The sequence below is a fragment of the Pseudomonas batumici genome (assembly GCF_036585405.1).
Lineage (GTDB): Bacteria > Pseudomonadota > Gammaproteobacteria > Pseudomonadales > Pseudomonadaceae > Aquipseudomonas > Aquipseudomonas batumici.
Window position 1 is genome coordinate 5,748,472 of sequence record NZ_CP144470.1, and the last position, 21,052, is coordinate 5,769,523.

21 protein-coding genes are annotated in these 21,052 nt (G+C 63.5%); 10 read left to right on the forward strand and 11 right to left on the reverse strand.

Going from position 1 to position 21,052, the window contains the following annotated elements:
* Window positions 1-72 precede the first annotated feature (72 nt).
* Window positions 73-966 carry a LysR family transcriptional regulator gene (locus NUH87_RS26260; protein WP_338523279.1) on the forward strand — a complete coding sequence of 298 codons (894 nt, stop codon included), beginning with the start codon at window positions 73-75 and terminating at the stop codon, window positions 964-966.
* Here the strand turns inward: NUH87_RS26260 and NUH87_RS26265 are convergent.
* Window positions 956-1,702, reverse strand: a complete 747-nt coding sequence (locus tag NUH87_RS26265) for a 3-oxoacyl-ACP reductase family protein (RefSeq protein WP_338523280.1) — start codon at window positions 1,700-1,702, stop codon at window positions 956-958. The two genes, NUH87_RS26260 and NUH87_RS26265, sit on opposite strands and share 11 nt — an antisense overlap.
* Before the next feature lie 138 nt (window positions 1,703-1,840).
* On the opposite strand from NUH87_RS26265, the gene NUH87_RS26270 reads away from it, so the two are divergent.
* Entirely contained in the window at window positions 1,841-2,791 is a 951-nt protein-coding gene (locus NUH87_RS26270) for a LysR family transcriptional regulator (RefSeq protein ID WP_338523281.1), read from the forward strand.
* 72 nt (window positions 2,792-2,863) lie between these two features.
* Window positions 2,864-3,892: an Ldh family oxidoreductase gene (locus tag NUH87_RS26275; protein WP_338523282.1), complete on the forward strand. Its 1,029-nt coding sequence runs from the start codon at window positions 2,864-2,866 to the stop codon at window positions 3,890-3,892.
* Here the strand turns inward: NUH87_RS26275 and NUH87_RS26280 are convergent.
* Window positions 3,886-4,854, reverse strand: coding sequence for a hypothetical protein (locus NUH87_RS26280; protein WP_338523283.1), 969 nt, complete (start codon window positions 4,852-4,854; stop codon window positions 3,886-3,888). The genes NUH87_RS26275 and NUH87_RS26280 overlap by 7 nt on opposite strands.
* The gene (locus tag NUH87_RS26285; RefSeq protein ID WP_338523284.1) at window positions 4,851-8,723 is read right to left on the reverse strand and encodes a dermonecrotic toxin domain-containing protein; all 3,873 of its coding nucleotides are present in this window, start codon (window positions 8,721-8,723) and stop codon (window positions 4,851-4,853) included. The genes NUH87_RS26280 and NUH87_RS26285 overlap by 4 nt, the downstream gene beginning before the upstream one ends.
* A gap of 255 nt (window positions 8,724-8,978) precedes the next feature.
* Here NUH87_RS26285 and NUH87_RS26290 point away from each other — a divergent pair, with 255 nt between their 5' ends.
* Entirely contained in the window at window positions 8,979-9,233 is a 255-nt protein-coding gene (locus NUH87_RS26290) for a hypothetical protein (RefSeq protein WP_338523285.1), read from the forward strand.
* A gap of 9 nt (window positions 9,234-9,242) precedes the next feature.
* Here NUH87_RS26290 and NUH87_RS26295 read toward each other — a convergent pair whose 3' ends face one another.
* Both NUH87_RS26295 and NUH87_RS26300 read right to left on the reverse strand, forming a co-directional pair.
* The gene (locus NUH87_RS26295; RefSeq protein ID WP_338526949.1) at window positions 9,243-9,725 is read right to left on the reverse strand and encodes a GreA/GreB family elongation factor; all 483 of its coding nucleotides are present in this window, start codon (window positions 9,723-9,725) and stop codon (window positions 9,243-9,245) included.
* A gap of 14 nt (window positions 9,726-9,739) precedes the next feature.
* Window positions 9,740-10,153, reverse strand: coding sequence for a hypothetical protein (locus NUH87_RS26300; protein WP_338523286.1), 414 nt, complete (start codon window positions 10,151-10,153; stop codon window positions 9,740-9,742).
* 124 nt (window positions 10,154-10,277) lie between these two features.
* Here NUH87_RS26300 and earP point away from each other — a divergent pair, with 124 nt between their 5' ends.
* On the forward strand, window positions 10,278-11,411 hold the full coding sequence (gene earP, locus NUH87_RS26305; RefSeq protein ID WP_338523287.1) for an elongation factor P maturation arginine rhamnosyltransferase EarP: 1,134 nt from the start codon (window positions 10,278-10,280) through the stop codon (window positions 11,409-11,411).
* A gap of 48 nt (window positions 11,412-11,459) precedes the next feature.
* Window positions 11,460-12,029: an elongation factor P gene (gene efp / locus NUH87_RS26310; RefSeq protein ID WP_040065720.1), complete on the forward strand. Its 570-nt coding sequence runs from the start codon at window positions 11,460-11,462 to the stop codon at window positions 12,027-12,029.
* An 81-nt stretch (window positions 12,030-12,110) separates the two neighbouring features.
* Here efp and NUH87_RS26315 read toward each other — a convergent pair whose 3' ends face one another.
* From NUH87_RS26315 to NUH87_RS26330, 4 genes are all read right to left on the reverse strand, one after another.
* Window positions 12,111-13,130 carry an alpha/beta hydrolase gene (locus NUH87_RS26315; protein ID WP_338523288.1) on the reverse strand — a complete coding sequence of 340 codons (1,020 nt, stop codon included), beginning with the start codon at window positions 13,128-13,130 and terminating at the stop codon, window positions 12,111-12,113.
* A gap of 26 nt (window positions 13,131-13,156) precedes the next feature.
* A complete protein-coding gene (locus NUH87_RS26320) occupies window positions 13,157-13,576 on the reverse strand; it encodes an organic hydroperoxide resistance protein (RefSeq protein ID WP_040065725.1) in 420 nt (139 codons plus the stop codon).
* Between the two features lie 287 nt (window positions 13,577-13,863).
* The gene (locus NUH87_RS26325; RefSeq protein ID WP_338523289.1) at window positions 13,864-14,316 is read right to left on the reverse strand and encodes a MarR family transcriptional regulator; all 453 of its coding nucleotides are present in this window, start codon (window positions 14,314-14,316) and stop codon (window positions 13,864-13,866) included.
* Window positions 14,317-14,389: 73 nt separating this feature from the next.
* Window positions 14,390-15,346, reverse strand: a complete 957-nt coding sequence (locus tag NUH87_RS26330; RefSeq protein WP_040065727.1) for a LysR family transcriptional regulator — start codon at window positions 15,344-15,346, stop codon at window positions 14,390-14,392.
* 105 nt (window positions 15,347-15,451) lie between these two features.
* Between NUH87_RS26330 and NUH87_RS26335 the strand changes: the two genes are divergently transcribed.
* Window positions 15,452-16,201, forward strand: a complete 750-nt coding sequence (locus NUH87_RS26335) for a sulfite exporter TauE/SafE family protein (RefSeq protein ID WP_338523290.1) — start codon at window positions 15,452-15,454, stop codon at window positions 16,199-16,201.
* Here the strand turns inward: NUH87_RS26335 and NUH87_RS26340 are convergent.
* The gene (locus tag NUH87_RS26340) at window positions 16,191-17,045 is read right to left on the reverse strand and encodes a LysR family transcriptional regulator (RefSeq protein ID WP_338526951.1); all 855 of its coding nucleotides are present in this window, start codon (window positions 17,043-17,045) and stop codon (window positions 16,191-16,193) included. The genes NUH87_RS26335 and NUH87_RS26340 overlap by 11 nt on opposite strands.
* A gap of 98 nt (window positions 17,046-17,143) precedes the next feature.
* Between NUH87_RS26340 and NUH87_RS26345 the strand changes: the two genes are divergently transcribed.
* Both NUH87_RS26345 and NUH87_RS26350 read left to right on the forward strand, forming a co-directional pair.
* Entirely contained in the window at window positions 17,144-17,371 is a 228-nt protein-coding gene (locus tag NUH87_RS26345; RefSeq protein ID WP_338526953.1) for a DUF1127 domain-containing protein, read from the forward strand.
* Between the two features lie 60 nt (window positions 17,372-17,431).
* The gene (locus NUH87_RS26350) at window positions 17,432-18,646 is read left to right on the forward strand and encodes a winged helix-turn-helix domain-containing protein (RefSeq protein ID WP_338523291.1); all 1,215 of its coding nucleotides are present in this window, start codon (window positions 17,432-17,434) and stop codon (window positions 18,644-18,646) included.
* 178 nt (window positions 18,647-18,824) lie between these two features.
* On the opposite strand, the gene NUH87_RS26355 is transcribed toward NUH87_RS26350, so the two are convergent.
* Window positions 18,825-20,171: a class II 3-deoxy-7-phosphoheptulonate synthase gene (locus NUH87_RS26355; RefSeq protein ID WP_040065736.1), complete on the reverse strand. Its 1,347-nt coding sequence runs from the start codon at window positions 20,169-20,171 to the stop codon at window positions 18,825-18,827.
* A gap of 110 nt (window positions 20,172-20,281) precedes the next feature.
* Here NUH87_RS26355 and NUH87_RS26360 point away from each other — a divergent pair, with 110 nt between their 5' ends.
* On the forward strand, window positions 20,282-21,037 hold the full coding sequence (locus NUH87_RS26360) for a spermidine synthase (protein WP_338523292.1): 756 nt from the start codon (window positions 20,282-20,284) through the stop codon (window positions 21,035-21,037).
* Window positions 21,038-21,052: the final 15 nt, after the last annotated feature.

Here is a 21,052-nt window from a genome sequence, read left to right on the forward strand (position 1 = left end):
GTATCTGGAATGTCTTAACATGACGCCAATGCATTGTTTTCATCCTATTCATCTTGAAACGAGATACAAGCGATGAACCTCAAACAGATCGAGTACGCCCTGGCGGTGGCGGACGAGGGCAGCTTCACCCGCGCGGCCGAGCGCTGCCATGTGGTGCAGTCGGCCCTCAGTCACCAGATCGCCCGCCTGGAGGAATATCTCGGCGCGGCGCTGTTCGAGCGCAGTTCGCGCAAGGTGCGCCTGACTGCTGCCGGCGAGGCCTTTGTGCGCAGTGCCCGCCCGGCGCTGGAGGCGACCCGGCGAATTGTTGCCGAGGTGGCGGCGGTGTCCGGGGAGGTGCGCGGCAGCCTGTCCATCGGCAAGATCTCGTCCCTGACCGAAGTCGACCTGGTGGGTTTGCTCGCGCGCTTCCACGGTCTTTATCCACAGGTGGATATTCACCTGAACATGAGCAAGAGCGAGCTGCTCATGCTCGATGTGCGCGAACGGCGGCTGGACCTGGCGTTCGTCGGCTTGTGGCCCGGGGAACGGATCGAGGGCCTGGCGTTTCGCCTGCTGGCCGAGGAAGAGTTGGTGGCGGTGCTGCCGCCGGGGCATCCGTTGGCCCGCTTCGAGCGCCTGCCGTTGGCGGAGCTGGAGAACCAGCCGCTGGTGGATTTCCAGGCCGGTACGGCGGGACGCCGGCAGACCGATGAGGCCTTTGCCGCGGCCGGCTTGCGCCATCGGGTGCAGTTCGAGGCGGGCAATGTGATGCTGGTGGGGGAGTTCGTGCGCCGGGGGCTGGCGCTGGGGTTGGTGCCGAAGAAGATCGCCGAGGGCTTCGAAGGGGTGGTGACGCTGCCGGTGTCCGACGCGCCTTCGCGCCACCTGTACGCGGTGTGGTCGCATACGCCGACGCCCGCGGCCGCAGCGTTTCTCTTGCTGCTGGAGCAGGCGTTGGCGCTACCACCGCGTCCTACGCGCTGAAGCCGCCATCGATGGTCAGGCTGGCCCCGGTGATGTAGCCGGCTTCCGGCCCTGCCAGGTACGCCACGAAGCTGGCGATTTCTTCGACCCGGCCATAACGGCCGCTGGCCATGAGGCCGAGCAGGCTCTCGGCGAACTCGCCGTCGGCCGGGTTCATGTCGGTGTCCACGGGACCCGGCTGCACGTTGTTGACGGTGATGCCCCGTGGCCCGAGATCCCGCGCCAGGCCCTTGGTCAGGCCCACCAGCGCGGACTTGCTCATGGCGTAGGCGGCGCCACCGGCGAACGGCATGCGCTCGGCGTTGGTACTGCCGATATTGATGATCCGGCCGCCTTCGCCCATGTGTCGGGCCGCTTCCTGGGTGGCGATGAACACGCTGCGGACATTCACTGCCAGGGTCCGGTCGAAGTCTTCCAGTTTGAAGTCTTCGAGTGGTCCCATGGCCAGCACACCGGCATTGTTGACCAGGATGTCGATTCGGCCAAAGGCCTCGACGGTGCTGTCGACCGCCTGGCGAATGGCCGCGGCATCGGCGCTGTCGGCCTTGATCGCCAGGGCCTTGCCGCCGTCGGCGATCACGCTGTCCTGCAGGGCCTTGGCCTTGGCGTCGGAACTGACGTAGGTGAAGGCCACTGCTGCGCCCTGGGCGGCCAGGCGTGTGACGATGGCCGCGCCGATACCGCGCGAGCCGCCCTGGATCAGGGCTACTTTGCCGTTGAGAGTGTGTTCGCTCATGTCGTTCTCCAAAGTTCAAGGCCGGGGAAGGGAGGGGAGCTGGCCTTGTTGTTGGAGCCGAGTATCGACCTCGGATGACTCGCTGTGTAGACAGTCATTGCTACAGTCTGTGTAAACCAAAAGTTTATAGTGGTGACCATGGAAACCTTCAGCAGTATCGAATGCTTTGTCCGCAGTGCCGAAGTCGGCAGCTTCGCCGAGGCGGCGCGACGCCTGAGCCTGACGCCGGCGGCGGTCGGCAAGAGTGTTGCCAAGCTGGAGGCGCGACTGGGGGTACGCCTGTTCCAGCGCAGCACCCGCAGCCTGAGGCTGACCGAAGCCGGCCAGGTGTTCCTCGGGGAAGTCAGTGCCAGCCTGCACACCATCCAGAATGCCGTCGCCAACCTGGCCAGTGTCAAAGGTCGTCCGGCCGGCACCCTCAAGGTCAGCGTGGGCACGGTGTTCGGGCGTCTCTATGTGGTGCCGTTGCTCGGTGAGTTCCTGCGGCGCTTTCCGGATATCCGTCCGGACTGGCATTTCGATAATCGCCAGGTGGACCTGATCGGCCAGGGCTTTGACGCGGCCATCGGTGGCGGTTTCGAACTGCCCCAGGGCGTGGTGGCGCGCAAGCTGGCGGTGGCCCACCGGGTGCTGGTGGCGTCGGCGGATTACCTGGCGCATCAGGCCGTGGTGAGCACCCCTGAAGACCTGATCCGCTGTGACGGTATCCTGATCCGCTCGCCGCAGACCGGACGCGTGCGCTCCTGGCAATTGACCGGTCGCGACGGCGAACATCAACCGCTGAACCTGGGCGCGCGCATGACCATGAGCGATTCGGAAGCCGCCTGCGCCGTGGCGGCCCAGGGCCTGGGCGTGGCGCTGGTGAGCATGCCGTTCGCGGTGCCCTGGTTGCAGGCCGGGACCTTGCAGCGGGTGCTGCCCGACTGGTATGTCGACGACGGCCATATCTCGATCTATTACGCCGGGCACAAATTGCTGCCGGGCAAGACCCGGGCCTTCGTCGACTTCATCATCGAGCAGTTCGCCGAACAACAGTTGGGCCGGCGCTTCGATGCCCGGTTTGACAAGGAGTCCCCCGCCGCCGGATAGTCTGGACGCCTGCCCAGGCACTGCTCTTCTCTCATCGATCCAATAATAAATAAATCGGAATTGGAGCTTCGGATGTCTGCACCCCGCGAGACGGCTACTCAAACTATTTCCTACAGCGATCTGGTGGCATTGCTCGCCCAGGTTTTCCAGCGCCATGGCACCTCGGCGGAAGTCGCCCGGGTCCTGGCCGAGAACTGCGCCAGCGCCGAGCGCGACGGCGCCCACAGTCACGGGGTGTTCCGGATTCCCGGCTATGTCTCCACCCTTGCCAGCGGCTGGGTGGATGGCAAGGCCATTCCCGTGGTCGAGGATGTCGCTTCCGGGTTCGTCCGGGTCGATGCCGGCAACGGCTTCGCCCAACCGGCCCTCGCCGCCGCCCGTGCATTGTTGGTGGAAAAGGCCCGCAGTGCCGGGATCGCGGTGTTGGCGATCCGCAATTCCCATCACTTCGCCGCGCTCTGGCCGGATGTCGAGCCCTTCGCCTTTGAGGGGCTGGTGGCGCTGAGCGTGGTCAACAGCATGACCTGCGTGGTGCCCCATGGCGCCGAGCGGCCGCTGTTCGGGACCAACCCGATCGCCTTCGCCGCGCCCCGGGCCGGCGGCGATCCGATCGTCTTCGACCTGGCCACCAGCGCCATGGCCCACGGCGATGTGCAAATCGCCGCCCGTGAGGGGCGCAGCCTGCCACCCGGGGTGGGGGTGGACCGCGACGGCCGGCCGACCTGCGATCCCAAGGCGATCCTCGACGGCGGCGCGCTCCTGCCGTTCGGCGGCCACAAGGGCTCGGCGTTGTCGATGATGGTCGAGTTGCTGGCGGCAGCCCTGACCGGCGGGAATTTTTCCTTCGAATTCGATTGGTCGAAACATCCGGGCGCCAAGACCCCCTGGACCGGGCAACTGATCATTGTCATCGACCCCTCCAAGTCAGCGGGGCGCGACTTCGCCGAGCGCAGCCAGACCCTGGTCAGCCAGATGCAGGGGGTTGGCCTGCAACGATTGCCGGGTGACCGGCGTCACCGTCAGCGGGCCGAGTCACTGCGCGAGGGGATCGTCCTGGCGGTGAGCGATCTGCAACAGTTGCGCGCACTGGCCGGTCAATGAACGTTGCGACCTGGGAGGCGCGGTATCCCAGGTGCAGGGTTGATCCCGGTCTCATGCGGGGGGTGGTACTCGGGTGGCCTGCCCAGGTGGGCGAGCAACAATGTCAGGGAGTCCGCGTTGTCCAGCATGACATCGACTCTTTTGTTCTCATCCGAGAAAAAGACTCTGCGGGCGTCATCCAGATTCCGCGCACCGGTGAGTTGCAACACCCGCTGGCGGGGTTCTCCCACCAGGTCAGACCAGTACAGGTCTTGATCGTCGAGCTCCCTGAACAGTTCGTTGTCGGGGGTGGTACTGGAGAAAGCGTGTTTCTGGATGCGCTCCAGGGCGTCGTGGCGCAGCCTTCCCGCCAGCGTGCTGGTATCCATCAGATCGAGGAAAGGCCGGCTCGAGTCCAGATAGGAGTAGTCGAGCGTGTCGAGTGCCAGATGGCTGATTTCATGCAGCAGGACCGCCGCCATGTTGTGTCCCAGCATGTCGAAGGTTTTCGGGCGCAGGGGGAGGTAGACCTGGAAGCCGGGATCGAAAAAGCGCTCGGTCAAATAGATTCTCCTGGCTGTTTCGTTGGGCAAGGTGAACGCCTGGATGCCGTGTTCCGGGTGCAGGGCCGAACCCACGACATAGCGTAACGAGGTCTCGGGATCGAGCGCTGGCTTGAGCAGTTTTCCCAGCAGCATGCGCGCGCGGAATTGGATTTTCCTTATGGTGCGTTCACTCACCGGGGACGTATCGAAGAAGGTTTCCACGAAGAGGCGGCGCTTTTGATCCAGGGGGCTGTCGGAAAAAAGTCGATCCATGTTTCTCAAGGCGGCGCTCACATAGGCCACCGCTTGTGCGTGGCCATGGCGGATCAGGCGGGCCCGGTTGGGATAAAGCCGGCGGATATTGTCAATCCCGACCGCCTGCACGAGCATTTCCTCGCGGATGGCTTTTCGGTTCGAGCAGTAATTGAACCATTTCATTGCGACAGGTCCTCGATGCAGTGTCCTTGCAGGTTGAATGACCACTGCTTATGCGGGTTCTGTTTCAGCCAGGGGCCCCGGGCGTTGTCCTTGACGATGTGCCAGCGCCGATTCTCTTCCTGTACCTGGAAGACTTTTCCGCCGACCGCCGCGAAGGCGTTGCCGGTCGTCGGGTCCTGGTACAGGCCGGTGGCCAGGTTCAGAGTCATGTCCTCCAAAGCAATCTCATGGGCTTCATGGCCGAGGATCGCGGCTTTTTGTCCGGGCGTCAGGCGGCTGTCGCCCCAGGCCGGTTCGGGAAAGGGCGACTCGATGGGGTCTTCGGTTTCGGTTTGTGCGAGGCTGGCAAGGCCCGACCGGCTCCAGCCCCGGCGCGCTACCGCCAGTTGACCCAGGGCGATGACGAACTCCTCGATGGCGTCGCCCCAGCGGCCCTGCCAGGCGTTTTCCGCCGCATCCTTGAGTTGTGGGAAGGTCTGCCAGATGAGCGCGGGCAAGCGCAACCGGCCGAGCATGAACATCGCGCCCTGGTAAAGCCCACCCTCGAGCCAGGACAAGGCGTGGCTCCAACCCTGGCTCTGCGCTTGCACGTTCTGCCGGCCGAGCAGGTTCTTGAGCAGCGCAGTGGTGTCCTGATAGAGCCTCTGGAAGAAATTGCCGCGTAGCGGGTTGTCGCTGATCGCCAGGGCCGTGCGCTGCGCGCCGAACACCTGTCGGGCGTAATGATCGCGTCGCTCATGGGCCAGCCTGTCGAGGACCCGTTGTTGCAGGCTGTCCGAGTCCTTGAGGTCGGCCAGCAAGGCGGCCTCATCGGTATATTCCTGGAAAATCGGTTGCGCGCCCTGTGGCGTGAACAGGATCTGCGGACCGCGTTCGCCGGGGCTGGGGCCGATCAGATAGAAACCGGCCACGGGGTCGGCCTTGGCCTGGGCGTCGCTGATCAGCTCCAGTGGGCGAAGGTGGATGGGCTGTCCGTTCAGGGGTTTCCTGGCGAGACCGTCCGGCATCGCCAGCAGGTGCTTGATATAAGCGTGGGCAGTGGCGGACAGGGTGTTGCGGATCACCTGGGTGAAGGCGTGCAGCAGGGTTTGCCAGAAGAAGTGCTTGCCAAAGGCGAGACGGCGTTGCGTGATCCCGCTTCCCGACAGGTAGGACTCGAGTATTTTCCCGTAGTGGCTGCCAACGGCGGCCTCTTTCACCAGTGTCTTGAGGCGCAGGGGCGTCAGTTCCCTGGGCAGCAGACCCTCCAGCGTACGGGCGACGATCGAGCTCTGGTCGATGTCGTCGAAGTGCCGCAGGGCGAAGTCGGTCAGCGATTCCTTGATGGCCGAGGCCGCATTGCGCAGCGTCAGCGAGACGGTGACCTTGTCGGGGTCGATGCGCGTCGCCGGGAAGTCCCGTGAAAGCAGGCTCGTGACCTTGGTCCTGGCGTTGTCGCGGATATCGGGCATGTCCTGGTGATAGTCACCCGCTGTCGCGGCGTCCTGGCGATAGCGATCGAGCAGGGTCGCCAGGGCGAACTGGCGGCTGTCGGTGGTGCCGGCCAACCAGGGAGGCAGTGCCAGGTGCAGGGCGGCGTTCTCGGCGGACTGGATGGCTTTCTCAAGCGTGGGCACCGTCGAGTGGGCCTCGAGACAGGACTGCAGATGCTGGTGAAAGTGGTCGCCCGAGTAGGATGAAGCCGCCGCGTGAGTCAGGTCACCCATCGCCTTGTCGACCAGCGAGTGTTGTCGATTGCCGCGCAAACCCTCTTGAATGAGTTCAAAGCCCAGGGTCGGATAGCCCGGCTGATGGGGAGGGCGGCCCTGGGGGAGCGACCCATTCGCCGGTCGCTCGCTTCTGGCGATGTTCTCCAGCAGGGACAGGCGCTCCACGGGGTCATGCAGGCGTCGTTGCAGTTCGACTTCGGCGGCGTGACACGAGTGGAAGGTTTCCGCCCCCTGGACCGGGGTCCACAGCAGCGCGGTTCCGGAGTGCTCGGTGTTCAGGCCGCCACGCTCGGTGAGCAGGAAGCAGTTGTGCAGCTTGACCGGTGTTGCCGAAGCGTCGGTGCGCAACGTCAGCGCGAAGGCATCCGGAATGAAGCCGCGCAAGCCGGGGCGCAGGTCCCGGTGCTGGCTGTCGAGAATGTTGTCGAGCAGCTCCAGGTCGGTTACGTTCAAGGCGCCCCATAGCAGCTTGAGCTGTGCTTCGCGGCGCAAGCCGTTGCTCACCGCCTCGCTCAAGGGCCCGGACAGTGCGCTATACACCGAGCGCTGTTGGCGCAGGTAGCGCCCGAGAAAATCCGCCAGGGCCTTGTCGACGAGGGTGTTGAGCTGCGCAACGTCCAGGTTGTCGTCCCGTGACCAGTTACCCTCGGCATCCTTGCTGAACAGGCCGATGTTCGGGGCCTGTACCAGCGCGCCGGTGTGCTGGGTCAGGCGCTCCAGAAAGTGCTCCACGAGGCTCTGCGAACGGTTGGGCACCTGTGTCGTATCGCCGAGCGAGGGAAGGGTCGACGGGTAGTGATTGATGTAGAGGTTGTCGGGCGACAGATTGCCTTCATGGGCAAGGTTCAGTTCCGTGGACAGCTCGCTTTGGATGAAGGCCTTGAGGAGCGGGCGCTTTTGCAGTCCCGCGGCGAGGTGGGTCTTGAGTTCGCTCAGCATTCTCAACTGGTATCTGACGGTCGCGAGCGTCGGCGTCAGTGTTCGCCGCAGGCCCGGTTCGACGAATGTCTCGCTGGGAGAGAGATCCAGTCGGTGGCTCCATCGACCCAGGGGGGCGAGGGAAACCAGGCGCGGGTCGATCAATGCGCGAACATCCAGTGCGCTGTCGAAAGCCGCGAAGAGCGCCAACGCGCCGTTGCCGGTGCGATAGCGCGCGAGCACGAACTTCACGTTATCCAGTTGTTTGGCGACGATAGCCTGGAGTTGTTCCTTGAACACCGATGGGCTGCCCGGTGTCAGCGCGACGCCGGTGATCGCCGAGCGCTTCAGGTCAGCGCGTTCGCGCAGTGACAGGCCATGCTGCAAATCATCAGCCTGATTCGGGGTCTCAAGTCGTCCCTTGACCCAGGCCAGCAGTGCCGTCTCGCTTTCGAACGTCTGCAATCGACCGGCGCCATGGAGGAAGAAAACCGCGGGCTGCTGACGGTCGCTGCGCACGACAAAGGCGTTGGCCAGCAGGGACGAGCGTTCGCTCGTCCGGACCTCCAGTGAGTAGAGCGTCAGATCCCGCAGTCTTGAGGCATCCAGCGGATATAACCCGCACAACGGGTAGAAGTCCTCCTGACTGAGCGTATTCCAGTCCTGTTCCTGCTGCAGCAGCTCGGCTCGAAAGCGCGTGCCCATGGCATCGATGAACAGCTCCCGGCGTGGTTGCCCGTTGTCGAGGGGCTCCTCCCAGAAGGTTTGCAGTACGCTTTCCAGGTGGTGGTCCAACTGGTCGGAGAGGTCCGCAAGCGCATTATCCCAGACGACGGTATCTCTCACCGAGGAGGTGTAGCCGGGCGCAACGAATTCACGGGTCTGCCCTTTGGGCCAGGCACCCCGCTTGTAGTGCTCGAGCAAGGTCTCGCTCAGCGGTCGGGTCGAGACCTGCTGGAGTGGGAGCACGGCGGTGTTCGGTTCCGAGGCCGGGTTTTCATAACTGATGACCATCAGGGACGTCAGGCTGACATGAGGGAAGCGCCTGCCCAGCGTGCTCTCGAGCCGTTGGTTGATCAGGGACCTGAGCGTGGGCAACCTGAGCAGTTCGTCATGCAGGTTCTTCAGGGGGGTGACGAGGTGGTTTTCGGTGGGCTGGCATCGATCGCTCAGGGCGTCTTCCTGGATAGGTTCCGGGACCCGCGCCTGGGACGGGTAATGGACAGAGGGATGGTCGGACATGGTCTGTGCCTTCGTTCGTACTGACGAACCGCTGGGCACTGGCAGGCCAGGCTTCGCGGGAGAGGGCAGAAACGCTATCGAGTGGCGGGGCAGTGGGGTGGTAGATAGTGCTTCGGGGGGGCTGGTGTCCCTTGTCGTGGCGACAAGGGAGCGTTCGAACTTTTCAGCCGGGGTCCGCGGCGCTCCAAAATCCTCGGCCGGATATTTCCGTTGACGGTGTAAGATACGGCTCTATTTACACCGCAGGATTTTCCAATGAGCTTCAATCTGGCTAACAAGTCCCTGGCCGAGCGGGCCGCCATCGAAGACGAGAAGTCCCGGCTGTTCGATCTCTGGCAGAGCAACCTGGGCAAGGCCAAGGGCGAGGCCGCGCGCCTGTTCGGCGAGCGTGCCAAGCGCAAGGGCAAGTGGGCCGAATGGGTGCGTTCGGAACTCGACACCCTGTCGCCGCCGGAATACACCAGCATGGTGCGCAGTGAGGTCAATCGCCTGATGGCGGCGGCCAAGTAAGCGCGGGGTTCACGCCACCTGGATGATGCTGTAGCACTGGGCCACGCCGCCGACCTTGATCGCCACCTCGTCGCCTTCCTGTTTGCCCAGCAGGGCACCGCCCAGGGGCGAGCGCGGGCTGATGACGGTGATCAGTTGGCCCGCTTCCTCGACCTTGAGCCCGGCGGCGTCGGGCGCCAGGAACAGCCATTGTTCGCTGCCGTTCTCGGCTTCGAGTGCCAGCAGGGCGCCCAGCTGGATGCCGCTGCGCTCGTCGTAAGGACGCAGGGGCAGTTCCCGGCAGCGCTTGAGGGCCTGGCGTATTTCTTCCATGCGCCGGGCTTGTCCGGTGGCCAGGTACGAGGCCTCCAGGCCCAGGGTGTCGTACTTGTTCTCGGCGACGTTTTCCTCGTGGGTCGCGGTTTCGTAGGCGGTTTGTGCGGCGCGCTGCAATACGTCGAGATCGATTGCCAGCCGTTCGAGGAGCCGTTGGTGCACGGCGTGCTTGTCCATCACGTTGAAGCCGCTCAATTGCAGAACTGCAGCACGTTGGCCCGGCTCTTGTCCGTGGGCGCGGTCTGGTCCTGTTGCAGCCAGAACTGGCACTTGGGATTGGACAGGTTGCGATAGCTGCTGCGGGCCTGTTCCAGGCGTTGCTGTTCTTCGTTTTTGTAGAGGTTCTGTTTGTATTGCTCGAACATCTGCGTCGAATCGCCGTCGGGTTGCGGTGCGGTGACGGCGGTGGCGGGCGGTTTGCCCAGTTGGCGGGCGGCCTCGGCCAGCGGTGCCAGGGGCTGCGGGATGAAGATCCGTGCCACCACCCAGGCCGTCAGGGCCAGGGCCATGACCCCCAGCCAGAGACCCAGGGCGATACTGGCGGTCAATTGCAGTGGATTGAGGGTGATATAGAGGGGACGACGCGCTTGTCGGCGGTAAGGCATGGGACCTCCTGGCAGGGCGATTCGGAGCAAAGGGCAATTATCGCATGAAGATTAATCGACATCGGCTCTTCTTCACGCGCGGATTTATGCGGACAATCGGCATTTTTGCCAAGCGGAGCCTGGAATGAAGGCCACCTGGGATATTTTCTGTACGGTTGTGGACAACTTCGGCGATATCGGCGTGACCTGGCGCCTGGCCCGGCAGTTGGCCGCCGAACATGACTATGCCGTGCGCCTGTGGGTCGACGATCTGCGGGCCTTCGAGCACCTGTGCCCGGCGATCGATGCCGAGCTCGACCGGCAGCGCCAGCGTGGGGTCGAGGTGCGCCGCTGGTCGACGCCCTGGGCGCCTGTGGAGGCGGCCGATGTGGTCATTGCGGCCTTTGCCTGCGCATTGCCCCATGACTACATGGAGTCCATGGCGGGACGGGACAAGGAGCCGTTATGGCTCAATCTCGACTACCTGAGCGCCGAGGACTGGATCGTCGGTTGCCACGGGCTACCGTCGGTCAAATTCAGGCAGGTGCAGAAGTTCTTCTTTTTCCCGGGCTTCCAACCCGGGACCGGAGGCCTGCTGCGTGAAGCCGGACTGCTGGAGCAGCGCCGGGCCTTTGTGCAGGATCCCCGGGCGCGTGGCGATTTCCTGCGCGGGCTCGGCGTCGATCCGACGGACGGTGCACGACTCATTTCGCTGTTCGCCTACGAGAACGACGGCTTGGCTAGTTGGCTCGATGCCCTGGCGAGCGATACCCGACCCACGCAGTTGCTGGTGCCCGAAGGGCGTATACTGGTGGATGTGCAGCGTTGGCTGGGGGTCAAGGACATGGCGGCGGGCGCCCGAGAGGTCCGGGGTCGCCTGACGGTGCAGGTGCTGCCGTTCGTCCCCCAGGAAGATTACGACCGCCTGCTGTGGAGCTGCGACTTCAACGCGGTGCGTGGCGAAGACTCGTTCGTCCGGGCGCAATGGGCCGGGCGGCCGCTGCTCTGGCACATCTACCGCCAGGAGGATGACGTTCACCTGGACAAGCTGGAGGCCTTCCTCGTTCTGTACAGCCAAGGCCTGTCAGCGCCGGCCAAGGCGGCGTTCGAGGGCTGGTGGCGGGCCTGGAACAGGGCGGGCGACATGGCGCCGAGCTGGAAGGCGGTGCTGGAAAACGAGCGGGAACTGGCCGAGCACGCCGAGCGCTGGTGTCTGGAACAGGCTTCTCGGACCGATCTTGCCACGGCGCTGGTGAAGCTTTACCTAAATTGGATATGATACGCGGCCTAGATTTATGTACGTCCCATCCAAATTCGGATATTCGCAATGAAAACTGGTAAAGAACTGAAACCCGGTACGGTGATTCGTATCGACAACGATCCTTGGCTGGTTCAGAAAACTGAATTCACCAAGTCCGGTCGTAACAGCGCGATCATGAAGACCAAGCTGAAGAACCTGCTGACCGGTTACAAGACCGAGACCGTCTACAGCGCCGACGACAAACTGGACGACGTGATCCTTGACCGTAAGGAAGCGAGCCTGTCCTACATCAGCGGTGACTCCTACACGTTCATGGACACCACCGACTACACCATGTACGAGCTGAACGCCGAAGACATCGAGGCTGTTCTGCCATTCGTGGAAGAAGGCATGACCGACATCTGCGAAGCCGTGTTCTTCGAAGGCCGTCTGGTATCCGTAGAGCTGCCGACCACCATCGTGCGTCAGATCGACTACACCGAAGGTTCCGCTCGCGGTGACACTTCCGGCAAGGTGATGAAGCCTGCCAAACTGAAGAACGGTACCGAACTGTCGGTAGCTGACTTCATCGAAATCGGCGACATGATCGAGATCGATACCCGTGAAGGCGGTTCCTACAAAGGCCGTGCTAAATAAGCACTGCTTTTCGCCGCACGAACAAAAAAGCCCGGACATGCTCCGGGCTTTTTTGTGTCTGCTTGTTTCACAGGGTGGCGTTTATTTCAGGTGTTCCTTCAGTTCCTGTGAAGCCTGCAGCATGGCCGAACGCACGGCCGGCACCTGGCTGACCACATTGAGCAAGCCGAAGTCGTGGATCATGCCGTTGTAGCGCACGCTGGTCACCGGCACCCCGGCTTCATCCAGCTTGCGACCGTAGGCCTCGCCCTCGTCACGCAGCACATCGGCCCCGGCGGTCTGGATCAGCGCCGGCGGCAGGCCCTTGAGCTGCGCCGTGCTGGCCCGTAGCGGCGAGGCATAGATCTCGCTGCGTTGCTTGGCATCGGTGGTGTAGTTGTCCCAGAACCATTTCATCATGTTCTTGCTGAGGAAGTGCCCCTCGGCGTACTGGTTGTAGGACGCGGTCTCGAAATTGGCATCGGTTACCGGCCACAACAGCAGCTGGAACTTGATCGCCGGCGTGCCCTTGTCCTTGGCCATCAGGCTGACCACCGCGGCCATGTTGCCACCGACGCTGTTGCCGGCCACGGCCAGGCGCTTGCCGTCGACATTGATCTCCTGGCCGTGTTCCGCCACCCATTTCGTCGCCGCGTAGGCCTGGTTGATCGCCACCGGGTAGTGCGCTTCCGGAGACGGCGTGTAGTTGACGAACACCGCCGCGGCGCCGGAACCGACCACCAGGTCGCGAACCAGCCGCTCGTGGGTCGGGAAGTCCCCCAGGACCCAGCCGCCACCGTGGAAGAACATGAACACCGGCAGCGTGCCCTTGACCCCGGCCGGACGGACGATGGTCAGCGCCAGCGGCTTGCCGTCGACCTGGATGGTCTTCTGGCTGACATCGGTGTGCGGCAGGTTCAGCTTGACCCCCGACTGCGCACCGGACAGCACGGCGCGGGCTTCGGTCGGTGTCATCTGTTCCATCGGCTTGCCGCCGCCGCTGTTCAAGGCATCGAGGAACGCCTGGGTGTTGTGCTCGACCCCGGCGACATCGGCGGCGAAGGCACCCTGGACGGACAGCGCGAGCAGGGTACCGGTCAGGACTTTGCTGAAAGTGTTCATGTTCGGATCCTCAAGTGGCAGCGCGGTCAGACGGTGACGTGCAGGCGTACGTCGACGTTGCCACGGGTGGCGTTGGAGTACGGGCAGACCTGGTGGGCCGCCTCGACCAGGCTCTGCGCGTCGGCTTGTTCCAGGCCCGGCAGGCTGATGTGCAGGTCGATATCCAGGCCGAAACCACCGGGGATCTGGCCGATGCCGACATGGGCGGTGATCGAGGCGTCGGCCGGGATCTGGCGCTTGCTCTGGCCGGCAACGAATTTCAGCGCGCCGATGAAGCAGGCCGAGTAACCGGCGGCGAACAGTTGTTCCGGGTTGGTCGCCGCGCCGCCGGCACCGCCGAGTTCTTTCGGGGTGGCGAGCTTGACGTCGAGAATCTGGTCGCTGGAAACAGCACGGCCGTCACGGCCACCGGTGGAGGTTGCGATTGCGGTATAGAGCGTTTGCATGATGAGCCTCGTCGTTTCAGGGTGGTGTTGTTTGCGCTAAATGTTTGCGCGTTAACTAACTGCGAGGTAAATGTAATCAGCAAATATTTTGCGCGCAAGATAAATTTCAAAAAATATTTGATTCGGTTTTTTGGGGTGGTTCAGGGAGGGAGATTAACGGTAACCGCGAGGGGGCTATCGCCAGCAGACTCGCTCCTGCTGTCAGGAGCGGTCTGGCTTTTCTGTAGGAGCCGCCGGTCGACGCTCGATTGCTGGCGATCAGCGCGAAGCGCTGAAAAGGAGAAGGATCAGAGGCTGTCTTGCAGATGCCCGCGCAAGGCCACCAGTTCGGCCTGAAGGGCGCGCAGACGTTCCAGGGAGTCGCCGCTGGCGGCGAGAATGCATTGCGGGATGCCGCGGGCCTGTTCGCGCAAGGCCCGGCCCTGTTCGGTCAACTCGACGATGACCACGCGTTCGTCCTCCTTGCTCCGGGTCCGGCTCAGCAGCCCCTCGGTTTCGAGGCGCTTGAGCAGCGGGGTCAGGGAGCCCGGATCGGTCAGCAGTCGCGTGCTGATCTCGCCCACGGTCAGGCCGTCCTTTTCCCAGAGCACCATCATCGCCAGGTATTGCGGGTAGGTCAGGTTGAGGGCCTGGAGCAGGGGTTTGTAGACCTTGGTCATCAACAACGAGGTGGAGTGCAGGGCAAAGCACACCTGGTTGTCCAGGAGCAGGTCGTCACAGTTGTCGCGGTTGCTGGTCATCACTAAAGCCTTGTGCGTTACGTTCGATGAATCTAGCGGTCGAATCTTTAATGCGCCAGAGAATTTTCCCGGCCTAGTGTCGTCCCAGGCCGCTTTGCAGGGCCAGGTCCCAAGGCGGCACGGGACTGAAGCGGCTCTTGAGGAACTCCAGCAGCAGGCGGCTGCGGGAGTTGGCCGGTTGTTCCAGGCGCAGCGCATAGACGCCGGAGCTTTCCGGTGCCGGCAGGCCGTTTTCGCAGAACAGCGGCAGCAGTTCACCGCGCAGCAGGTGTTCGCTGGCCAGCCACGTCGGCAAATGGGCGATGCCCAGGCCGGCGAGGGCTCCGGACAGCAGCGCCTCGGCGTTGTTCGAGGTCATGCGCATGCGTGGTGGGCGATGCAGTCGCATCTGGCCGTCCTGGGTGAATCGCCAGGCCATGAACGGGGCCAGCGCATCCCAGTCCAGGCCGTCATGTTCGCTCAACTCGCTGGGATGAAGCGGCGTGCCGCGACTTTTCAGGTAGGCCGGGCTGGCACAGGCGATCCGCACGATACTCGCCAAGGGGGTCGCCACCAGCCTCGTATCGGCCATTTGTCCGGCGCGCAGCACCAGGTCGACCTTGCCCAGGTTGGAACCCTGCATGTCGACGAAACTGTCGATCAGGTGCAATTGCACATCCAGGCCCGGGTACCCGGTGAGGAAGTCGGCGATGGCCGGTGCCAGGTGGCGGCGACCGAAAGCCGCGGGGGCGTCGACCCGGATCAGGCCCTCGGGGGCGTTGCTCAGGGAAACCGCCTCGGCTCGGGCCAGGCGCAGTTCGGCGACGATCCGCCGGGCCCGTTCGGCGAACGCCAGGCCGGCGGGCGTGGCCCGGACCGCATGGGTGCTGCGAATGAACAGGCGGCTGCCGACCGAGCTTTCCAGGCTGTCGATCCGGCGTGCCACGGCGGACGGGGTCAGCGGGTGGAGGCGGGAGGCGGCGGAAAAACTGCCGGTTTCCAGGACATCGAGAAACAGGCCGAGTTGATCGGTCAGGGTGGTAGGGTTCATCAGCGTTTGCTTGTGCGAGATTGGCATAGCCATTGTGCGTTGCTGTGCGTTTCCGCGCCAGAGAGGACTGAGTAGCATGAAGGCCATGTGAGTGGGGAGACGGCTGTGGTCGAATTGATTGAGTATTTGTTGCTGGGCCTCGTGATGGGCGGGGTGGGCGGTATCTTCGGCATTGGCGGCGGCATGATCGCGATTCCGGTGCTGGGCATCCTGTTCGGCCTGGACCAGCAGTTGGCCCAGGGCACGGCGCTGGTGATGGTGGTGCCCAATGTCGTGCTGGCGTTGCATCGCTATAACCAGCGCAATCGCATCGAGTTGCGCCACGCGTTGCCACTGGTGCTGATGAGTTTCTGTTTTGCCTGGCTCGGCGCCCTGTGGGCGGTGGGGCTGGATCCGCGCAGCATGCGCCTGGGCTTTGTCGGTTTCCTGCTGGCGCTGGCGCTTTTCTACCTGGTGCGCCTGTTCATGGCGCCTGCCGAGGTGTCGGCGCAGATGCGTTATCCCTGGCCGTGGCTGGGGGTGCTGGGCGCGGCGTCCGGCACCATGGGTGGCTTGTTCGGGGTCGGTGGGGCGGTGGTGGCCACGCCATTCCTGACCAATGTCTTCGGTACTTCGCAGGTGGTGGCCCAGGGGCTGTCGTTGGCCCTGGCGTTGCCGAGCACCAGCGTGACGCTGGTGACTTACGCGGTTCATCACGAGGTGGACTGGCGCATGGGCATCCCCATGGCCATCGGCGGCCTGATGAGTATCAGCTGGGGGGTGAAGGTGGCCTACGCCTTGCCCGAGAAAGTCTTGCGCGGTCTGTTTTGCGTTTATCTGGTACTTGGCGCGCTGTTGCTCGGCCTTAAAGTTTGAAGCCCTCGACGATGTGCTCGGCCAGGCATTCGGTGATCGGCGAGGGTTTGTTCAGGTTGCGCACCAGCATGATGTTGAGCAGGGGTAGTTGGGGCAAGTCTTCGGCTTCTCCCAGAATCCGCCAGTCCTGGGGGATCAGGCTTTCCAACTGGGCGGTCAGCGCCAGGCCGGCGTTGACCACCGCCATGATCGTCGACAGGCTCGGGCAGCTGTAGGCCAGGCGATAGTCCCGGCCACGGGCGTCCAATGCATTGCAAGCCCATTGGGTACAGAAGCAATCAATCCCGTCCAATGCCAGTGGCAAGGGCGTTTGTTCATGATTGGCGGAGCATTGGGCTTCGGCCCAGACCAGCCGTTCCTGACGCAGCAACTGGCCGAGTTCGTTGCCCGGCTTGCGGGTGACGATGGTCAGGTCCAGGTCCTGGCGTTGCAGCAACCGCGTGGAGGATTCGCAGTTCACTTCGATCTGGATCAGCGGATAGAACTGCGCGAAGCGCGACAGGATGCCCGGCAGGAAGCGCATCACGTAGTCATCCGGCACCCCGATGCGCACCAGCCCGACCATATGCGGTTCGCGCAGGGTGTTGAACACTTCGCTGTGCAGCTTCAGGATCCGCCGGGCATAGCCGAGCAGGACCTGGCCTTCGGCGGTCAGCCGCACCTGGCGCCCGTCGCGCTCGAACAGCTGGCGCTTGAGTACATCTTCTTCCAGGCGTTTCATCTGCATGCTGACGGCCGATTGGGTGCGGTTGACCAGTTCGCCGGCCTTGGTAAAGCCGCCTTGATCGGCAATCGCGACAAAGGTGCGCAGGACGTCGGTATCGATGCTCGGGTAGCTGGACAATTCATCAATCTCCGAGATGTATTTCATAAGAAACATTCGTTGGATTGATCTTAGCGCCAGGTACAGACTTTAGTCATCCCCAACAGGAGGGCTGGATGATGAAAGGTCAAAGAGGGTATGTGCTGATCGGTGGTGCCTCGCACTCGGTGCTTTCGCTGCGGGCCTTGTGGCAGCGGATTGTCCGTTGGCACGAGGTGGCGCGCGAGCGCCGGGTGCTGGCGGCCTTGAATGACGACGCACTCAAGGACATGGGGCTCAGTCGTGCCGATGTCGAGCAGGAAACCCACCAGCATTTCTGGAACGATCCGCTGGGCAAAGGCCGTTGATCCGGTGCTACACAAGCGGGGGACGACTGCGGTAATTTGCGGGTTCACAAGGAGGCGTGCATGCCCGCAGATCAGTCGTTTTCGTTGAAGCAAGCCCGGCGCCTGGCGCTGGCGGCCCAGGGCTTCCAGAGGCGCAAAACCCAGGCGTCGATCAAGCCGGTGCAGGTCAACCGGCTGATCGAACGCCTGGGCGTGCTGCAGATCGATTCGGTCAATGCACTGGTGCGCTCCCATTACCTGCCGCTGTTCTCGCGGCTGGGCAACTACGCCCCCGACCTGCTGGACCAGGCCGCCTGGAGCCAGGGGCGGCGGCGCACCTTGTTCGAATACTGGGGACATGAGGCGTCGCTGCTGCCGATGTCGCTGTATCCGCTGATGCGCTGGCGCATGCAGCGGGCTTCCCGTGGCGAGGGGATCTATCAGCAGATGGCGCGTTTCGGTCGCGAGCAGCAGGCGACCATTCGCCGGGTGTTGGCGGTGGTCGAGGCGCAGGGTGCCTTGGGCGCGGGCAGTCTGTCGAGCCGCGAGGAAAAGGCCGGGCCCTGGTGGGACTGGAGCGCTGAAAAGCATGCGCTGGAATGGCTGTTCGCCGCCGGTGAGGTCACGGTGGCCGGGCGCCGGGGCTTCGAGCGACTCTACGATCTGCCGGAGCGGGTGATTCCCTCGGCGGTGCTCGGACAGCCGCCGGTCGACGAGGCCGAGGCCCAGCGCGGTTTGTTGCGTCAGGCCACGGCGGCCCTCGGGGTGGCGACGGAGAAAGACCTGCGTGACTACTTCCGGTTGGATCCGGCCGACTGCCGTGCACGCTTGGCCGAGCTGCTGGAGGCGGGGGAGGTGCAGGTTTGTGAGGTGCAGGGCTGGCGTCAGCCGGCGTATTGTCCGGCACAGGTCACGCTGCCGCGCAAGGTGGATGTCAGTGCCTTGCTGTCGCCGTTCGACTCACTGATCTGGGAGCGCAGTCGGACCGAGCGGTTGTTCGATTTCCGTTATCGCTTGGAAATCTATACACCGCGGCACAAGCGGGTGTATGGCTATTACGTGTTGCCGTTTCTGCACGGCGAACGGATCGCCGCGCGGGTCGATCTGCGCGCCGAACGGGCGTCGGGACGTCTGGCCGTGCATGCGGTGCATGAGGAAGAGCAGGGGCTGGACGAGGCGGGGATGGCGGCGTTGGCCGTCAGTTTGCGGCAGTTGGCCGATTGGCTGGGCTTGCCGGATATTCAGCTCAATTGCCAGCGGGTCAGCGCCCAGCGGTTGCGTGGGTTGCTTCTGTAGGGAGAGGCTTATCTGTGATGACGATGCAAACAGCACCACCGCTATCGCCAGCAAGCCGGCTCCCACAGGTCGGTGTCTCACCGCAACCTATCGCCGAGCCCAAAACCTTGTAGGAGCTGGCTTGCCAGCGATGACGGTGGTGCTGCTTGCATCGTCATCACAGGCAAGCCGCCTGCACCTAGCGCCGCACCTGCTTCAACGTCTCGGCAATCAGAAACGCCAATTCCAGCGACTGGTCAGCGTTCATCCGCGGATCGCAATGGGTGTGATAGCGATCCGACAAGCCGTCCTCGGTGATCGGCCGCGCGCCGCCGATGCATTCGGTGACGTTCTGCCCGGTCATCTCGATATGAATCCCGCCCGCGTAGCTGCCTTCGGCCTGGTGCACCTGGAAGAACTGCTTCACCTCGCTGAGAATCTGCGCGAAATCCCGGGTCTTGTAGCCGCTGCTGGCCTTGATGGTGTTGCCGTGCATCGGGTCGGAACTCCACAGCACCTTCTTGCCTTCGCTTTCCACGGCACGGATCAGTTGCGGCAGGTGATCGCCGACCTTGTTCGCGCCCATGCGCACGATCAGGTTCAGGCGGCCGGGATCGTTGTCCGGGTTGAGGATGTCGATCAGGCGGATCAACTCCTCGGTGTTCATGCTCGGGCCGACCTTGACCCCGATCGGGTTGTTCACCCCGCGCAGGAACTCGACGTGGGCGCCGTCGAGCTGGCGGGTGCGGTCACCGATCCAGAGCATGTGCGCCGAGCAATCGTAAAAGTCGTTGGTCAGGCTGTCGCGCCGCACGAAGGCTTCTTCGTAGTTCAGCAGCAGTGCCTCGTGGGCGGTGAAAAAGCTGGTTTCGCGCAATTGCGGCGAGCTGTCCATGCCGCAGGCGCGCATGAAGGCCAGGGTCTCGTCGATACGGTCGGCCAGTTGACTGTATTTCTCGGCCAAGGCCGAGTTGGCGATGAAGTCCAGGTTCCACTTGTGCACCTGGTGCAGATCGGCAAAACCGCCCTGGGCGAAGGCGCGCAGCAGGTTCAGGGTGGCGGTGGCCTGGTGGTAGGACTGCAACAGGCGGTCCGGGTCCGGCACGCGGCTTTTTTCGTCGAAACCGATGCCGTTGACGATATCGCCACGGTAGGCCGGCAGGGTCACGCCGTTGATGGTTTCGTCGTTGGCCGAGCGCGGTTTGGCGAACTGGCCGGCCATGCGCCCGACCTTGACCACCGGGCAGCCGGCGGCGAAGGTCATGACAATGGCCATTTGCAGCAGCACCTTGAAGGTGTCGCGAATCTTCGCCGCCGAGAACTCGGCGAAGCTCTCCGCGCAATCGCCGCCCTGGAGCAGGAACGCCCGGCCCTGGGTGACTTCGGCGAACTGACGGCGCAGCTCACGGGCCTCCCCGGCAAACACCAGCGGCGGATAACTGGCCAGGCTTTGCTCGACCCGCAGCAGGTGCGCCGCGTCCGGGTACTGGGGTTGTTGCTGGATCGGCAGGGCGCGCCAGCTGTCGGGGCTCCAGGGTTGGCTCATCATGAACTCGAGGATTGACGGTGGGAGGCCCATGTTAGCAGCAATTAGTGCGTGACCTGCTCTGTCGGCTTGGCTGACAATTGCCGTTTTCCCGTTTGCAAGGAAATGAAATGACTGAGGAGCGCGTGGAGCGCCTGCTCGTCGAAGTGCACGACGCCTTCGGCATGATTCGAGTCCTTGAAGTGGACGATTACCGCTTTCTCGAATTTGGCGATGCCATTGAGCAGAGCTGCGTGTTCACTGCCGATCCCAGTTGGCTGGAATACGATTACACCCGGGCCATGCTGATCGGTGCCTTGTGCCACGAGGCGCCGGAGAGTGCGCTGTTTCTGGGACTGGGGGCCGGCACCCTGACCCAGGCGTGCTTGCGCTTCTTGCCGCTGGAGGATGTCGAGGCCATCGAATTGCGCCCGGATGTACCGCGCCTGGCCATCGAATACCTGGGACTGGATGACGACCCGCGCCTGTATATCCGTGTCGGCGACGCGCTGGAGCTGCTGGAGACGGCGGAGTCGGCCGACCTGATCTTCGTCGACCTGTATACCGATGTCGGCCCCGGTGTCGGTCATCTGGCCTGGGGCTTTCTGGAAAACTGCCAGAAGAAGCTCAACCCCGGTGGCTGGCTGGTGATCAACCAATGGGCCACCGACGACGGCAAACCGCTGGGCGCGGCGTTGTTGCGCGGGCTTTATCACCGGCATTACTGGGAACTGCCGGTGAAGGAAGGCAATGTCATCCTGATCGTACCGGCGGACCTGGACCAGGCACTGGACCTGCGCGCATTGCAGGGGCGGGCCGATGAGCTGGCGCCGCGCCTGGGGTATTCGTTGCAGAGTTTGATCGGGGATATTCGGCCGGCGACCTGAGTGGGTGACTGCGTG

Coding starts and splice junctions, on each gene's coding strand:
- NUH87_RS26260 (WP_338523279.1), top strand. CDS start 73: ATGAACCTCAAACAGATCGAGTACGCCCTGGCGGTGGCGGACGAGGGC.
- NUH87_RS26265 (WP_338523280.1), bottom strand. CDS start 1,702: ATGAGCGAACACACTCTCAACGGCAAAGTAGCCCTGATCCAGGGCGGC.
- NUH87_RS26270 (WP_338523281.1), top strand. CDS start 1,841: ATGGAAACCTTCAGCAGTATCGAATGCTTTGTCCGCAGTGCCGAAGTC.
- NUH87_RS26275 (WP_338523282.1), top strand. CDS start 2,864: ATGTCTGCACCCCGCGAGACGGCTACTCAAACTATTTCCTACAGCGAT.
- NUH87_RS26280 (WP_338523283.1), bottom strand. CDS start 4,854: ATGAAATGGTTCAATTACTGCTCGAACCGAAAAGCCATCCGCGAGGAA.
- NUH87_RS26285 (WP_338523284.1), bottom strand. CDS start 8,723: ATGTCCGACCATCCCTCTGTCCATTACCCGTCCCAGGCGCGGGTCCCG.
- NUH87_RS26290 (WP_338523285.1), top strand. CDS start 8,979: ATGAGCTTCAATCTGGCTAACAAGTCCCTGGCCGAGCGGGCCGCCATC.
- NUH87_RS26295 (WP_338526949.1), bottom strand. CDS start 9,725: ATGGACAAGCACGCCGTGCACCAACGGCTCCTCGAACGGCTGGCAATC.
- NUH87_RS26300 (WP_338523286.1), bottom strand. CDS start 10,153: ATGCCTTACCGCCGACAAGCGCGTCGTCCCCTCTATATCACCCTCAAT.
- earP (WP_338523287.1), top strand. CDS start 10,278: ATGAAGGCCACCTGGGATATTTTCTGTACGGTTGTGGACAACTTCGGC.
- efp (WP_040065720.1), top strand. CDS start 11,460: ATGAAAACTGGTAAAGAACTGAAACCCGGTACGGTGATTCGTATCGAC.
- NUH87_RS26315 (WP_338523288.1), bottom strand. CDS start 13,130: ATGAACACTTTCAGCAAAGTCCTGACCGGTACCCTGCTCGCGCTGTCC.
- NUH87_RS26320 (WP_040065725.1), bottom strand. CDS start 13,576: ATGCAAACGCTCTATACCGCAATCGCAACCTCCACCGGTGGCCGTGAC.
- NUH87_RS26325 (WP_338523289.1), bottom strand. CDS start 14,316: ATGACCAGCAACCGCGACAACTGTGACGACCTGCTCCTGGACAACCAG.
- NUH87_RS26330 (WP_040065727.1), bottom strand. CDS start 15,346: ATGAACCCTACCACCCTGACCGATCAACTCGGCCTGTTTCTCGATGTC.
- NUH87_RS26345 (WP_338526953.1), top strand. CDS start 17,144: ATGAAAGGTCAAAGAGGGTATGTGCTGATCGGTGGTGCCTCGCACTCG.
- NUH87_RS26350 (WP_338523291.1), top strand. CDS start 17,432: ATGCCCGCAGATCAGTCGTTTTCGTTGAAGCAAGCCCGGCGCCTGGCG.
- NUH87_RS26355 (WP_040065736.1), bottom strand. CDS start 20,171: ATGAGCCAACCCTGGAGCCCCGACAGCTGGCGCGCCCTGCCGATCCAG.
- NUH87_RS26360 (WP_338523292.1), top strand. CDS start 20,282: ATGACTGAGGAGCGCGTGGAGCGCCTGCTCGTCGAAGTGCACGACGCC.